This is a genomic window from Neorhizobium sp. LjRoot104 (genome assembly GCF_964253725.1).
GTDB lineage: Bacteria > Pseudomonadota > Alphaproteobacteria > Rhizobiales > Rhizobiaceae > Neorhizobium.
The window spans coordinates 1-12,429 of record NZ_CAXURS020000001.1 but is presented as its reverse complement, the minus strand read 5'-3'; the positions used below and the strand labels follow the sequence as shown (position 1 = coordinate 12,429).

Here is a 12,429-nt window from a genome sequence, read left to right as displayed (position 1 = left end):
CCGGCCGTCATGATCAATCGCCGCCTTCTTACACGCAATACCGCAGTTCTGATCGCGGCAGGATTCATCTCCTGTCTGGCAGCGACCGCGCAGGCCCAGACCACCACCAGCCAGATGGAAGGCCTGAAGCTTTCCGGCGACCAGCCGATCCAGATCCAGAGCGACCAGCTCGAGATCAAGGAACAGGAAAAGAAGGCCTATTTTACCGGCAACGTCCAGGTCGTGCAGGGCACGACCACGATGAAGGCCGGCAAGATGACGGTTCTGTATACGGGTGAGGGCGGTTCGGTGACCTCGGGCAGCGCCAATATCGACAAGATCTTCCTTGACGAGACGGTGTTCCTGACCTCCGGGACGCAGCAGGCGACCGCCGAGAAGGGCGAGTTCGACATGAAATCCCAGACCTTCGTGCTTTCCGGCAAGCAGGTCGTGCTCTCCGAAGGCCCCAACGTCTTCAAGGGTTGCAAACTCACCGTGCTGATGGAAACCGGCCAGGCCAAGCTCGACGCCTGTGGCGGGCGCGTCGAAATCCTGCTCGACCCGAAATCGCGACCGAAGCAATAATAGACATTTGACGTGAAAATACCGTTCCTCACCAGTCTGTCGGCAGGGAAGCCGTCCGCGCCCGAACCCTTCGTCGTACGCGATAAAGCGCGCTACGAGGGTACGCTGGTCGCGCACGGGCTTTCGAAGACCTACGATACCCGTCGCGTCGTCAACGGCGTGTCGCTGGTCGTGCGTCGTGGCGAAGCTGTCGGGTTGCTCGGGCCGAACGGCGCGGGCAAGACGACCTGCTTTTACATGATCACCGGCCTGGTGCCGGTGGACGAAGGCATGATCGCCATCAACGGCAACGAAGTCACCCATATGCCGATGTATCGCCGCGCCCGCCTGGGCGTGGGTTACCTGCCGCAGGAAGCCTCGATCTTCCGCGGCCTGACCGTCGAGGAAAACATCCGCGCGGTGCTGGAAGTGCATGAACCCGACAGGGACAAACGGGAAAGCAAGCTCGACGAACTGCTGGAAGAGTTTCATATCAGCCAGCTGCGGAAATCGGCGGCAGTCGCACTTTCCGGCGGCGAACGCCGGCGCCTCGAAATCGCCCGGGCGCTTGCCACCGATCCAGCCTTCATGCTGCTCGACGAACCTTTTGCCGGCGTCGATCCCATTTCCGTCTCCGACATCCAGAACCTCGTTCGCCACTTGACGGCGCGCGGGATCGGCGTTCTGATAACGGATCACAACGTCCGCGAGACACTGGGCCTGATCGACCGGGCCTATATCATCCACGCAGGCGAAGTACTGACGCATGGCCGGGCCGACGATATCGTCAACAACCCGGATGTTCGCCGTCTTTACCTCGGCGACAAGTTCAGCCTTTAGGCGCGAGTCCGGTCGCTGCAGCGCGACAAAGAAATTTACTTTCCCGCACTGCAGCGCTTGACCAAATCTTTCAAAAAAGCAATTCTTGTGCCAGATGCAAATTTGGCCTTGTGGAGGCTCGGTCAGGTCGAGCGTCCGCCACTCCATGATCGGGTGGTTCAAGGGGATTGCAGGGGAGTTTCGCGTCCGCCATGGGTCTATCCGCTAATCTTTTCCTACGCCAAACCCAATCGCTGGTGATGACACCGCAGCTGATGCAATCCATCCAGCTGCTGCAGATGACGCATTTCGAACTCAACCAGTTCATCGCCCAGGAAGTCGAAAAGAACCCGCTGCTCGAAATTACGTCAAGCGACAGCGAAAACGACGCGGAAACAGGCTTCGAAACGGCCGACGACTTTGCTCCGACCGAGGGCCACGGGAGCTCGGCAGCCGCCGAAGTCGATAGCGACTGGTATGAGGGCTCCTCCTCCATCAGCGCCGAGAGGCTCGGCGAAGGGCTCGATACGGGCTTTGAAAATGTCTTCCCGGACGACGGCCCGGTGCGGCGCGCCGATGCGCCGGAGTTGCTCAGCCAATGGAAGTCCATGCCGGGGGGAGAAACCGGCGAAGACTACGACCTGGATGATTTCGTCGCCGGCCAGGTGACGCTGCGTGATCATCTGAACCAGCAGATCCCCTTCCTGATCGTCGATGCGGCCAGCCGCCTGATTGCTCAGCATCTCGTCGATCAACTGGACGAGGCGGGTTACATGCTGGGCGACATCGAAGAGATCGCTGCCCGCCTCGGCAGAAGCGCCGGGAATGTGGAAGCCATCCTGCATTCGCTGCAGACGCTTGATCCGCCGGGCGTCTTCGCGCGGTCGCTCGGCGAATGTCTGGCAATCCAGCTTCGGGAAAAGGATCGGCTCGATCCGGCCATGGATGCACTGATCAGACATCTGGACCTGCTCGGCAAACGCGACTTCGCCTCGCTTCGAAAGATTTGCGGGGTTGACGACGAAGACCTGATCGACATGCTTGCGGAAATTCGCGGCCTCAACCCGAAGCCCGGCGCAGGTTTCGAGCGCGGCATGTCAGAGACGATTTCACCGGATATCGTCGTTCGCGCAGCACCCGACGGCGGCTGGATGGTGGAACTCAATCCGGACACCCTGCCGCGCGTTCTGGTGAACCATACCTATTTCCAGACGGTGTCGAAGCACTGCCCGAAAAACGGCGACGACCATAATTTCCTCTCCGATTGCATGCAGAACGCCAACTGGCTGACGCGCAGCCTCGACCAGCGGGCCAAGACGATCATGAAGGTGGCGACAGAAATCGTCCGCCAGCAGGATGCCTTCCTGATGCACGGCGTCGATCACCTGCGGCCGCTCAATCTCAAGACCGTTGCCGAAGCGATCAAGATGCATGAATCCACGGTCAGCCGCGTCACCTCCAACAAATACATGCTGACCCCGCGAGGCCTGTTCGAACTCAAATATTTCTTCACGGTGTCGATCGGCTCCGCAGAAGAAGGCGGCGACAGCCATTCGGCAGAGGCCGTGCGCCACCGGATTCGCCTGCTTATCGCCCAGGAGACGCCGGATGCGGTGCTTTCGGACGACGATATCGTGATCAGCCTGAAACGCGGCGGAGTGGAACTTGCGCGCCGCACCGTCGCTAAATACCGGGAGGCGATGAACATCCCCTCCTCCGTCCAGCGCCGCCGCGAAAAACGTGCGATCGCCGGGGTCGCGGCATACTGAGAAGCGACTGAAACAGGCGGTTCCACAGTCCTATGTAGAAATCCCGAGGCGGACCACCGTTGACATTCAAAACATCGGGCGCTAGAAGCCCGCCGCAACTGCACGGGACATGGCACGAAACGTATCGCATCATCCAGACAGGCATCGATTGCAGCAATTTAGCGCAGTGGCATGCGAACGGCTTGGATGAGGGGACGGCTTGGCGTAGACTGAAAAACGCAAGTCACGACAAGAAGGAAGAACTCCATGAGTGTGCGTGTATCCGGTAAGCATATGGAAATTGGCGATTCGTTCCGTCAAAGGATCGAGGACCAAATCGGAGAAGCGGTTACAAAATACTTCGACGGAGGCTATTCGAGCCAAGTCATCGTGGAAAAGGCTGGTTCGCGCTTTTCTGCCGACTGCAAGGTGCATCTCGATACCGGGATCGTCCTGCATGCGGCTGGCGAGGCGAATGATCCGCAGATCAGTTTCGACGCCGCGGCACAGCGGATTGAAAAGCGTCTGCGCCGCTACAAGCGGCGGCTCAAGGATCATCATGCCGGCAACCATGTGAATGGTTATGCGGAAGTTGCCTACACTGTTATGGACAGCGTACCGGATGAAGGGGAGGAAGTGCCCGAGGATTTCGCGCCGACTATCGTCGCGGAAAGCTCGAAGCAGTTGAAGACGATGACGGTCGCAAGCGCCGTCATGGCACTTGATATGACAGACGAGCCTGTTCTTCTGTTCCGCAGCCCCGGCAAGGAACATCTGAACATTGTGTACCGCCGCAATGACGGCAATATTGGCTGGATCGATTCCACCAATATCAAGAACTAAAACTTTGGGAGAGCGTCGGAAACGGCGCTCCCCTTCGCCTAGGGCAAAAAGCTCTTGCGGCACGAAGGATGACAAGAATGGCATTGGCAGATTTGCTGCAGCAAGATGCGATTATTCCTGCCCTAAAGGTAAATTCCAAAAAGCAGCTATTGCAGGAGCTGGCGTCCAAGGCTTCAAAGCTGACGGGCGTGAGCGAACGAGAAATCTTCGACATCATCCTGCAGCGCGAAAGGCTCGGTTCCACTGGCGTCGGCCACGGAATCGCCATCCCGCACGGCAAGCTCAACAGCATCTCGTCGATCAAGGGGATTTTCGCGCGCCTTGAAGCGCCGGTCGATTTCGAAGCGCTCGATGATGAGCCGGTCGATCTGGTGTTCCTGCTGCTCGCACCCGAAGGCGCCGGCGCCGACCACCTGAAGGCACTGTCGCGCATCGCCCGCGTCCTGCGTGACCAGGAGCTTGTCGCCAAGCTGCGCAAGACCGATTCCGCTTCGGCGATCTATGCCTTCCTCAACGAGGAGCAGGCAAACCACGCCGCCTGACCGCATATCCATTCGTGGGGACGAAACGAACCGCCCGGCCGCTGATTGAGCGCCGGGCGGTTTTGTCTTTGAGCTCCATGGGCGGGAAGACTTGCATCGACTTAGTCGAGCGGGCTTGCCGGGCCGAGCGGGCTTGCCCGCAGGGCTGCGAAACGCCGGGTGAGCATCCGGCGCAAAGCGAAAAGCGGGTTCGCCGCCCGCTTTTCAACGCTTTCAGGCATTCTTCTCGCCGGCGGTCTCTGCGGAGGCCTCCGCCTTCGGACCGCCCTTTGCGACACCGACCATAGCGGGGCGCAACACGCGTTCGCCGATCGTGAAGCCGGCCTGGACCACCTGGACCACCGTGTTGTTCGGAACGGCAGGGTTCGGGATCTCGAACATGGCCTGGTGGAAGTTCGGATCGAACTTCTGGCCTTCCGCATCGATCTTCTTTACGCCGTGGCGTTCCAGCGCCGACAGCATGGAACGCTCGGTCATCTCGACGCCCTCCAGGAGGGTGGTCAGCGAGGCGTCTGCTGTGGCGCGCATTTCGGTCGGCACGGCGTCCAGCGCCCGGCGCAGGTTGTCCGAAACGGCGAGCATGTCGCGCGCAAAGCCGGCTGCCGCGTAGGTCTTTGCGTCCTTGATCTCGCGTTCGGTGCGGCGGCGCAGGTTGTCCATCTCGGCGGCAAGCCGGAGGAAGCGGTCGCGCAGTTCGTTATTTTCGGCCTTCAGCAATTCCAGTGGATCCGGTTCGGCGACGGGCGCCTCGGCATTCTTCTGGTTGGCCGCGTCCTCAAGAGCAGAGGCGACAGCTTCCGCCGTGTTCTCGGCAGCAGCTGCGTCAGGTCCGTTCTTGTTGGTTTCGTCGGTCATGACGGTCTCCGGTTATTCTTGGCTTGGATTTACGGGCGTGGATTTGTGCCCGATATCGAGGTTTAAAGTGAAAAAATCAAGGCTTGGTGGGAAAGTTGGGCCGGCTCCGTCGCGAAATCAGCGCGATAGCCGGGCAAGCAGCTGCGCGGTGTAATCCACCATCGGAACGATACGGGAATAGTTGAGCCGCGTCGGCCCGATGACACCGACGGCGCCGACGATCCGGTCCTCGCCGTCACGATAGGGCGCCACGATGAGCGAGGAGCCCGAGAGGGAGAACAACTTGTTTTCCGAGCCGATGAAGATTCGAACGCCCGGTCCCTTTTCAGCCAGATCGAGTATCTCGATCAGGCTGTCCTTCTTTTCGAGATCGTCGAAAAGAAGCCGCAGACGATCGAGATCGGCAACATCCGCCAGGCCCTCGAGCAGGTTGGCCCGGCCGCGGACGATGAGCTGGGTCGGCTTGCCTTCCTCGCTGTCGCCGGACCACACCGCCAGACCGCGCTCCACCAGCTCCTGCGAGAGCGCATAAAGCTCGCCCTGCACCTGATCCTTGAGTGTCTTCAGCTGGCCGCGCAGCTCCGGCAGGGTCTGGCCGCTGAGATGCGCATTCAGGAAATTGGCGGCCTCGGTCAGCTGCGACGACGTCACGCCGGCCGGGAGTTCGATGATGCGGTTTTCCACCTGGTTATGATCACCGACCAGCACCGCGAGCGCCTTGGTCGGCTCCAGGCGAATGAACTCGACATGCTTGAGGACCGGGTCGCTCTTCGTGGTGATGACGATGCCGGCGCCGCGCGAGACCCCCGACAGCATCCGGGTTGCTTCAGCCATCAGGCTTTCGATCGGCTGATCGCGATCCGCAGGCCGGATCTGCCGGTCGATACTGGCGCGCTCCTCGGCTGAAAGGTCTCCGACCTGCATGAAGGCATCAACGAAAAAACGAAGCCCCGACTGGGTCGGCAGGCGGCCGGCGCTGATATGCGGGGAATAGATGAGACCGAGTTCCTCGAGATCGCTCATCACGTTGCGCACGGAGGCCGGCGAGAGCGATATGGGCAGAAGGCGGGAAAGATTGCGGGAGCCGAGCGGCTCCCCCGTTTCCAGGTAGCTTTCCACGATGCGGCGGAAAATTTCGCGCGAACGGTCATCGAGCACAGAGCCGCTGTCCCTACCCGTCGATGCCGAAAATCCCATCTAGACCTTCACCGTTCCGTTGATCTTTCGACAAAATATAGTCATTCGCCTCGCCTTCTCCAAAGGGAAAATCGCCACAGCCGAAATCAATGGCCCTCAGAGCTCCCAGGGCCTTTTTCTTTGCAAAAGCTTGGCCAGGGCCGTAGAAGGCGGAAACAGAAATCCAGGGAGTGAAGCATGCGGCCTTCAGGCAGACAGTTGAACCAGATGCGCAAGGTCTCATTCGAGCGCAATTTCTCCAAACATGCGGAAGGCTCCTGCCTTGTGAAGTTCGGCGACACGCATGTGCTCTGCACCGCGAGCCTGGAAGAAAAGACCCCGCCGTGGCTGCGCAACAGCGGCAAGGGCTGGGTGACCGCCGAATACGGCATGCTTCCGCGCGCCACGGGCGACCGCATGAAGCGCGAAGCCGCTGCCGGAAAGCAGGGCGGCCGCACCCAGGAGATCCAGCGCCTGATCGGCCGGTCCTTGCGCGCCGTCATCGATCTGGAAGCGCTCGGCGAAAAGCAGATCACCGTCGATTGCGACGTCATCCAGGCAGATGGCGGCACGCGCACGGCTTCGATCACCGGTGGCTGGATTGCGCTCTACGATTGTTTGAAGTGGATGGAAGCCCGCTCGATGACCAAGGTCGAGAAGGTACTGAAAGATCACGTCGCGGCGATCTCCTGCGGCATCTTTGCAGGTCAGCCGGTAATCGACCTCGACTATATCGAGGATTCGGCCGCGGAGACGGATGCGAATTTCGTAATGACCGGCACCGGCGGCATTGTCGAAGTGCAGGGCACGGCCGAGGGCAAGCCGTTCAGCCAGGAAGAATTCCTGAACCTCTTGGCACTGGCTCAGGACGGTACCCAGCAACTGGTGGCGATGCAGAAGCAGGCGATCGCCTGAAACTCGCAGAAAAGAGGTGCTGTTTGATCGAAGGCATTCTCGAAACCGCGCTTTACGCCGATGACCTGGATGCCGCCGAAGTCTTTTACGGCGGCATTCTCGACCTTGAAAAAGTTCTGCGAGCCGGCAACAGGCATGTATTCTTCCGCTGTGGGCCGGGCATCCTGCTGATCTTCAACCCCGCCGAGACGATCAAGCCGCCGCCGGCCGATGCGCTGCCCGTACCGCCCCATGGCGCGACGGGACCCGGGCATATCTGCTTTCGCATGACCGGCGAGGCGATTGACAGGATCAGGGAAAAGCTCAACAAGGCAGGCATTGCCATCGAAAGCGATTTCCGCTGGCCGAACGGTGCCCGCTCAATCTATTTCCGCGATCCGGCCGGCAACAGCGTGGAATGCGCGGAGCCAAGGCTCTGGAATATCGAACAGGAATCATAATGCGCAAGCTCGATACCAAGACGATCGTCGTGGCCAGCCACAATGCCGGAAAAATCCGCGAGATTGCAGAGCTGATCGGTCCCTTCGGTTTTTCCGCGAAATCCGCCGCCGAACTGAAATTCGGAGAGCCCGACGAAACGGGCACGACATTCGAAGAAAATGCCGCGATCAAGGCGCTCGCCTCCGCCAAAGCCTCCGGACTGCCGGCGTTGTCGGATGATTCCGGCATCGTCATCGACGCCCTCGACGGTGCGCCGGGCGTCTATACCGCCAACTGGGCGGAACGCGAGGACGGCAGCCGGGACTTTCAGATGGCGATGGAGAAGATCGAGAAGGCGCTTGAGGAGCGCGGTGCGACCAGGCCGGAGCAGCGCGGCTGCCGCTTTGTGAGCGTACTTTGTCTCGCCTGGCCGGATGGGCACACGGAAATGTTCCGTGGCGAGGTAGAAGGCACGGTGGTGTGGCCGCCGCGCGGCACCCAGGGTTTTGGTTATGACCCGGTCTTCCAACCGCAAGGCTATGATATTACATTCGGTGAAATGAGTAGTGATCAGAAACATGGCTGGAAACCCGGCGAGCCGGAAGCGCTTTCGCACCGTGCCCGCGCCTTCAAGCGTTTCGTCGAAACCTGCCTGGAGGCTTGAGGCGCTTTGAATTCTGCCGCCCCCCTTCTGTCCAATACCCTTCTGCCGGATACCGGCGAACCGGGCTTCGGCGTCTATGTGCATTGGCCGTTCTGCGCGGCCAAATGCCCCTATTGCGACTTCAACAGCCATGTGCGCCACCAGCCGGTGGACCAGCCGCGCTTCACCGCCGCCTTCCTCAAGGAAATGGAAGTGATGCGGCGCATGAGCGGGCCGAAGACCGTTACCAGCGTCTTCCTCGGCGGCGGTACGCCGTCGCTGATGGACCCGGCGACAGTCTCGGCGATCCTCGACGGCATCGCCAAGCACTGGCACGTGCCCGATGGTATCGAGATCACCATGGAGGCCAACCCTTCGAGCGTCGAGGCGACCCGCTTCCGTGGCTATCGCGCCGCCGGCGTCAACCGTGTTTCGCTCGGCGTGCAGGCGCTCAACGATCCGGACCTCAAATTCCTTGGACGGCTGCATGACGTCGCCGATGCCCTGAAGGCGATCAGGCTGGCGCGGGAGATCTTTCCGCGCATGTCCTTCGACCTCATCTATGCCCGGCCCAAACAGACGGTCGAGGCCTGGGAGGCGGAACTCAAGGAAGCGGTTTCCTACGCGGTCGACCATCTGTCGCTCTACCAGCTCACCATCGAGGAAGGCACGCCCTTCTATGGCCTGCACAAGGCCGGCAAGCTGATCGTGCCGGATGACGATCAGTCGGCGGCCCTTTACGAGGCAACGCAGCAGATTACCGAAGGGTTCGGCATGCCGGCCTACGAGGTCTCCAATCACGCTCGCCCCGGTGCTGAAAGCCGCCACAACCTGACCTATTGGCGGTATGGCGATTATGCCGGCATAGGCCCGGGTGCTCACGGCCGACTGATGCGCGGCCGAAACAAGATTGCGACCTCCACCGAGCGGCGTCCGGAAACCTGGCTGGAACAGGTGGAACGCATCGGTCACGGCATGCTGGACGAGGAGATCCTCGGCTACGAGGAACAGGCCGACGAATTGCTGCTGATGGGCCTACGCCTGCGGGAAGGCGTCGATCTGGCCCGCTGGCAACAGCTTTCCGGCCGGGACCCGGACCCGATCCGCGAGGAGCGGCTGCTGGAACACGGCTTCATCGAGCGCCTCGGCAATTCGCGGCTGCGCTGCACGCCGTCCGGAATGCTGATACTCGACGCGGTGGTCGCCGATCTGGCTTGCTGAAAATCCGGCGTTCAGGCCTTTACCGCCAGAACATGCAGCCAGTCGGTCGGCTTTCTGTCGTAGCCGCTGCCCTGCTCCTCGTCGATATCCACGGAAGCCCAGGCGAAATGCCCGTAAGCCGCGCTTAGCCAGGCTTTGGATGGATAGTTGTAGTAACGTCCCAGCCCATCATGGCCTTCGGCCTCGCCAGCCTTGAAGCTCGCGTAGAAGACGCCGCCCGGGCGCAAGGCCTTGTGGATGCGGCCGAGAATACCACTGAGTTCCGCTCGCGGCGCATGCAGGAGACATGCATTGGCCCATATGCCGTCAAACTCCGAGATCACGTCGATTTCCCCGAAACGGAGCACGTCAACCGGCCTGCCCAGGTATTTGGAAGCCTGCTCCGCCATCTCCGGCGTACCATCCGTGGGCGTGACGTCGAAACCCCGCCCGATCATGACCGCGCTATCCCGCCCGCTGCCACAGCCGAGTTCGAGGATGGCTGCGCCGGGCGCAAGTTTTGCCAGGAACCCATCGAGGCGGCGTGGGCTCGGCGCGGAATTCGCCGCGTAGGTCACCGCATTTTCGCTGTAGAAGCTGGCAGTCGGATCTTTTTCGACAGCCATTCGTGATCCTCAGCGCTGCGACATCAGCAGCTTGGTGCCGAAGCCGACGAAGACCGTGCCGACGCCGAGATCGATCTTCTTCTTGGCCCTGAGATAGGCCGCCGCCACCCTCCGGTGGGTTATCAGCGCCACCAGGAAGGTATAATAGACGGTCGAGACGGTGACCATGACCGCAATTGCCGCTAGGCCATACAGGAAGGGCGTGCCGGCCGGCATGGTCGCGGCGAAAAGACTGGCCACGAAGAGCGCCGATTTCGGGTTGGCGAGATTGGTCGCGAGACCCATCCGGTAGGCGGTCTTGAGCGGCACCTCGATACGCGCCGCCACGATCTCCGCCGACTGGCGCGACTTTCGTGCATCCAGGAATATCTTCAACCCGAGCCAGACGAGATACAGCCCGCCGACGATCTTGAGCGCCACATAGGCAAGGGGAGCCGCCTGAAACAGGGCATTGATCCCCAGCCAGCCGGCAAAACCCCAGCACAGCGTGCCGGTGATCGTCCCCATCGCCGCCATGATCGGCACGCGCCGTGGAGCGGTCAGCGCATAACGCATGACCAGAAGCGTATTGGGCCCTGGCGTTATGCACGCCACGGCCCAGATCGTTGCTACCGAAAGCAGAAACATGGATCTTAAGCGTTGTTCTCGTTGATCAGCCGTTTCAGCAGTTCTACCTCGTGGCTGAGCTTCGTGTCACCCGAAATCAGTTCCTCGATCTTGCGGACCGCATGCAGGACGGTCGTATGATCCCTGCCGCCGAAACGGCGACCGATTTCCGGGAAGGAGCGCGGCGTCAGCGTCTTCGACAGATACATGGCGATCTGGCGCGGCTTGACGATGACCCGGGTGCGCCGGTTCGAGACCAGTTCCTGGCGCGATACATTATAATGACGGGCGACGATGCGCTGGATGTCCTCGATGCGGACGCGCTTGGCCTCGCCTGCACCGACGAGATGGGCGAGCAGTTCATCGACGCGCTCGATCGAGAGGGAGGGCTCGAAGGAACGGCGGAACAGAAGCTGGTTGAACGCGCCTTCCAGCTCACGACCGCTGGCGGTCACATTGCGTGCGACATGACTGAGGATTTCCGCCGGGATATCGAGCGACGGGTCGTCCTGACGGGCAGTCGCCAGGCGGCCCTTGATCATCTCGAGACGCATTTCATAGTCCGGCGCCTCGACTTCGATCGCCACGCCACCCTGCAGACGCGAGCGGACGCGAGGATCGAGCGACTCCAGCTCCCAGGGCGCACGATCGGCGGCAACCACCACCTGCTTGGCGCTGTCGAGCAGCATGTTCAGGAGATGGCAGAATTCGTTCTGGATCATCTTGCCCTGCAGGAACTGCATGTCGTCGATGATCAGCAGATCGATATTGCGCAACGAGTCCTTGAGCGTCAGCGCGTCGTTGTCGCGGATCGCGGTCGCAAAGCGCCACATGAAATATTCGGCCGTCAGATAGACGACCCGCGGCATGCGCTCGCTGCCGACAGCCGCGTTGGCGATCGCCTGCAGAAGGTGCGTCTTGCCGAGGCCGACGCCCGAGTGAATGAAGAGCGGATTGAAACGGACCGCACTGGCGCCGGCTTCGGCGATGGTCTTGGCCGCGGCAAGCGCTACCCGGTTCGACGGGCCTTCTACAAAAGTGTCGAAGGTAAAGCGGCTGTCGAGCGGAGAGCCAAACAGCGGTCCGGGAGCCTGGGTGGAACGCGCTGGCGCAGCAGACGGCGACGGGAAAGCGGCGATCTTGCCGATTTCGCGAGGACCCTGAGCACGCGGAAACGACGCAACAACAGCAGGTTCCGGCGCCAAGCTGCGTTCTTCTCCCGAGATCGGTGCCTTGGCACTGCGGCTTGCGCTACGCACCAGGATTTCCACCTTCAGGATTTCAGCGTCTTCCGCCTGGAATATGGATGTAATGAGATCGAGGTAACGATTGTTGATCCAGGACTTCAGAAAGGTGGTCGGAACCGTGAGCCGAACAACACTCTTTGAAACGGAATGCAGCTTCAAACGCCCGAACCAGCTTGCATAAACATCCTGACCGACCTGTGCCTTCAGACGTGCACTAAACCGCTCAAAAAGAGCATCATGCTTCAT

14 protein-coding genes are annotated in these 12,429 nt (G+C 60.9%); 9 read left to right on the top strand and 5 right to left on the bottom strand.

What is annotated here, in order from left to right; translation table 11 throughout:
- Window positions 1–9: 9 nt before the first annotated feature.
- The 5 genes from ACSQ8R_RS00070 (at window position 10) to ptsN (ending at window position 4,495) form a co-directional block, all read left to right on the top strand.
- Window positions 10–564 (top strand): LptA/OstA family protein, encoded by a 555-nt coding sequence (locus tag ACSQ8R_RS00070; protein WP_436251518.1) that lies wholly within the window; start codon window positions 10–12, stop codon window positions 562–564.
- A 36-nt stretch (window positions 565–600) separates the two neighbouring features.
- The gene (lptB, locus tag ACSQ8R_RS00065; RefSeq protein ID WP_210011660.1) at window positions 601–1,383 is read left to right on the top strand and encodes an LPS export ABC transporter ATP-binding protein; all 783 of its coding nucleotides are present in this window, start codon (window positions 601–603) and stop codon (window positions 1,381–1,383) included.
- A gap of 191 nt (window positions 1,384–1,574) precedes the next feature.
- Entirely contained in the window at window positions 1,575–3,131 is a 1,557-nt protein-coding gene (rpoN, locus tag ACSQ8R_RS00060) for an RNA polymerase factor sigma-54 (RefSeq protein WP_436251517.1), read from the top strand.
- Window positions 3,132–3,377: 246 nt separating this feature from the next.
- Window positions 3,378–3,953 carry a ribosome hibernation-promoting factor, HPF/YfiA family gene (gene hpf / locus ACSQ8R_RS00055; RefSeq protein WP_037079483.1) on the top strand — a complete coding sequence of 192 codons (576 nt, stop codon included), beginning with the start codon at window positions 3,378–3,380 and terminating at the stop codon, window positions 3,951–3,953.
- A gap of 77 nt (window positions 3,954–4,030) precedes the next feature.
- Window positions 4,031–4,495 (top strand): PTS IIA-like nitrogen regulatory protein PtsN, encoded by a 465-nt coding sequence (ptsN, locus tag ACSQ8R_RS00050; protein WP_436251516.1) that lies wholly within the window; start codon window positions 4,031–4,033, stop codon window positions 4,493–4,495.
- A 213-nt stretch (window positions 4,496–4,708) separates the two neighbouring features.
- On the opposite strand, the gene grpE is transcribed toward ptsN, so the two are convergent.
- Together grpE and hrcA are read right to left on the bottom strand one after the other, a co-directional pair.
- Window positions 4,709–5,350, bottom strand: coding sequence for a nucleotide exchange factor GrpE (gene grpE, locus ACSQ8R_RS00045; protein WP_436251515.1), 642 nt, complete (start codon window positions 5,348–5,350; stop codon window positions 4,709–4,711).
- A 117-nt stretch (window positions 5,351–5,467) separates the two neighbouring features.
- Window positions 5,468–6,547: a heat-inducible transcriptional repressor HrcA gene (gene hrcA, locus ACSQ8R_RS00040; protein ID WP_007763362.1), complete on the bottom strand. Its 1,080-nt coding sequence runs from the start codon at window positions 6,545–6,547 to the stop codon at window positions 5,468–5,470.
- A gap of 177 nt (window positions 6,548–6,724) precedes the next feature.
- Between hrcA and rph the strand changes: the two genes are divergently transcribed.
- From rph to hemW, 4 genes are read left to right on the top strand one after another with little or no spacing between them, the layout of a single operon-like run.
- On the top strand, window positions 6,725–7,441 hold the full coding sequence (rph, locus tag ACSQ8R_RS00035) for a ribonuclease PH (RefSeq protein WP_436251514.1): 717 nt from the start codon (window positions 6,725–6,727) through the stop codon (window positions 7,439–7,441).
- Between the two features lie 23 nt (window positions 7,442–7,464).
- The gene (locus ACSQ8R_RS00030) at window positions 7,465–7,881 is read left to right on the top strand and encodes a VOC family protein (RefSeq protein ID WP_436251513.1); all 417 of its coding nucleotides are present in this window, start codon (window positions 7,465–7,467) and stop codon (window positions 7,879–7,881) included.
- Window positions 7,881–8,525, top strand: coding sequence for an RdgB/HAM1 family non-canonical purine NTP pyrophosphatase (rdgB, locus tag ACSQ8R_RS00025; RefSeq protein WP_436251512.1), 645 nt, complete (start codon window positions 7,881–7,883; stop codon window positions 8,523–8,525). The genes ACSQ8R_RS00030 and rdgB overlap by 1 nt, the downstream gene beginning before the upstream one ends.
- A 6-nt stretch (window positions 8,526–8,531) precedes the next feature.
- A complete protein-coding gene (hemW, locus tag ACSQ8R_RS00020) occupies window positions 8,532–9,725 on the top strand; it encodes a radical SAM family heme chaperone HemW (RefSeq protein ID WP_436251511.1) in 1,194 nt (397 codons plus the stop codon).
- 11 nt (window positions 9,726–9,736) lie between these two features.
- On the opposite strand, the gene ACSQ8R_RS00015 is transcribed toward hemW, so the two are convergent.
- From ACSQ8R_RS00015 to dnaA, 3 genes are all read right to left on the bottom strand, one after another.
- Entirely contained in the window at window positions 9,737–10,330 is a 594-nt protein-coding gene (locus ACSQ8R_RS00015; RefSeq protein WP_436251510.1) for a class I SAM-dependent methyltransferase, read from the bottom strand.
- Between the two features lie 9 nt (window positions 10,331–10,339).
- On the bottom strand, window positions 10,340–10,957 hold the full coding sequence (locus ACSQ8R_RS00010) for a LysE family translocator (protein WP_436251509.1): 618 nt from the start codon (window positions 10,955–10,957) through the stop codon (window positions 10,340–10,342).
- A 5-nt stretch (window positions 10,958–10,962) separates the two neighbouring features.
- The coding region (gene dnaA / locus ACSQ8R_RS00005) for a chromosomal replication initiator protein DnaA (protein WP_436251508.1) at window positions 10,963–12,429 on the bottom strand (1,467 nt) is incomplete at its 5' end.

Excerpts from the sequence above, each read along its gene's own strand:
- ACSQ8R_RS00070 (WP_436251518.1), top strand. The coding sequence starts at position 10 with ATGATCAATCGCCGCCTTCTTACACGCAATACCGCAGTTCTGATCGCG.
- rpoN (WP_436251517.1), top strand. The coding sequence starts at position 1,575 with ATGGGTCTATCCGCTAATCTTTTCCTACGCCAAACCCAATCGCTGGTG.
- hpf (WP_037079483.1), top strand. The coding sequence starts at position 3,378 with ATGAGTGTGCGTGTATCCGGTAAGCATATGGAAATTGGCGATTCGTTC.
- ptsN (WP_436251516.1), top strand. The coding sequence starts at position 4,031 with ATGGCATTGGCAGATTTGCTGCAGCAAGATGCGATTATTCCTGCCCTA.
- grpE (WP_436251515.1), bottom strand. The coding sequence starts at position 5,350 with ATGACCGACGAAACCAACAAGAACGGACCTGACGCAGCTGCTGCCGAG.
- hrcA (WP_007763362.1), bottom strand. The coding sequence starts at position 6,547 with ATGGGATTTTCGGCATCGACGGGTAGGGACAGCGGCTCTGTGCTCGAT.
- rph (WP_436251514.1), top strand. The coding sequence starts at position 6,725 with ATGCGGCCTTCAGGCAGACAGTTGAACCAGATGCGCAAGGTCTCATTC.
- rdgB (WP_436251512.1), top strand. The coding sequence starts at position 7,881 with ATGCGCAAGCTCGATACCAAGACGATCGTCGTGGCCAGCCACAATGCC.
- ACSQ8R_RS00015 (WP_436251510.1), bottom strand. The coding sequence starts at position 10,330 with ATGGCTGTCGAAAAAGATCCGACTGCCAGCTTCTACAGCGAAAATGCG.
- ACSQ8R_RS00010 (WP_436251509.1), bottom strand. The coding sequence starts at position 10,957 with ATGTTTCTGCTTTCGGTAGCAACGATCTGGGCCGTGGCGTGCATAACG.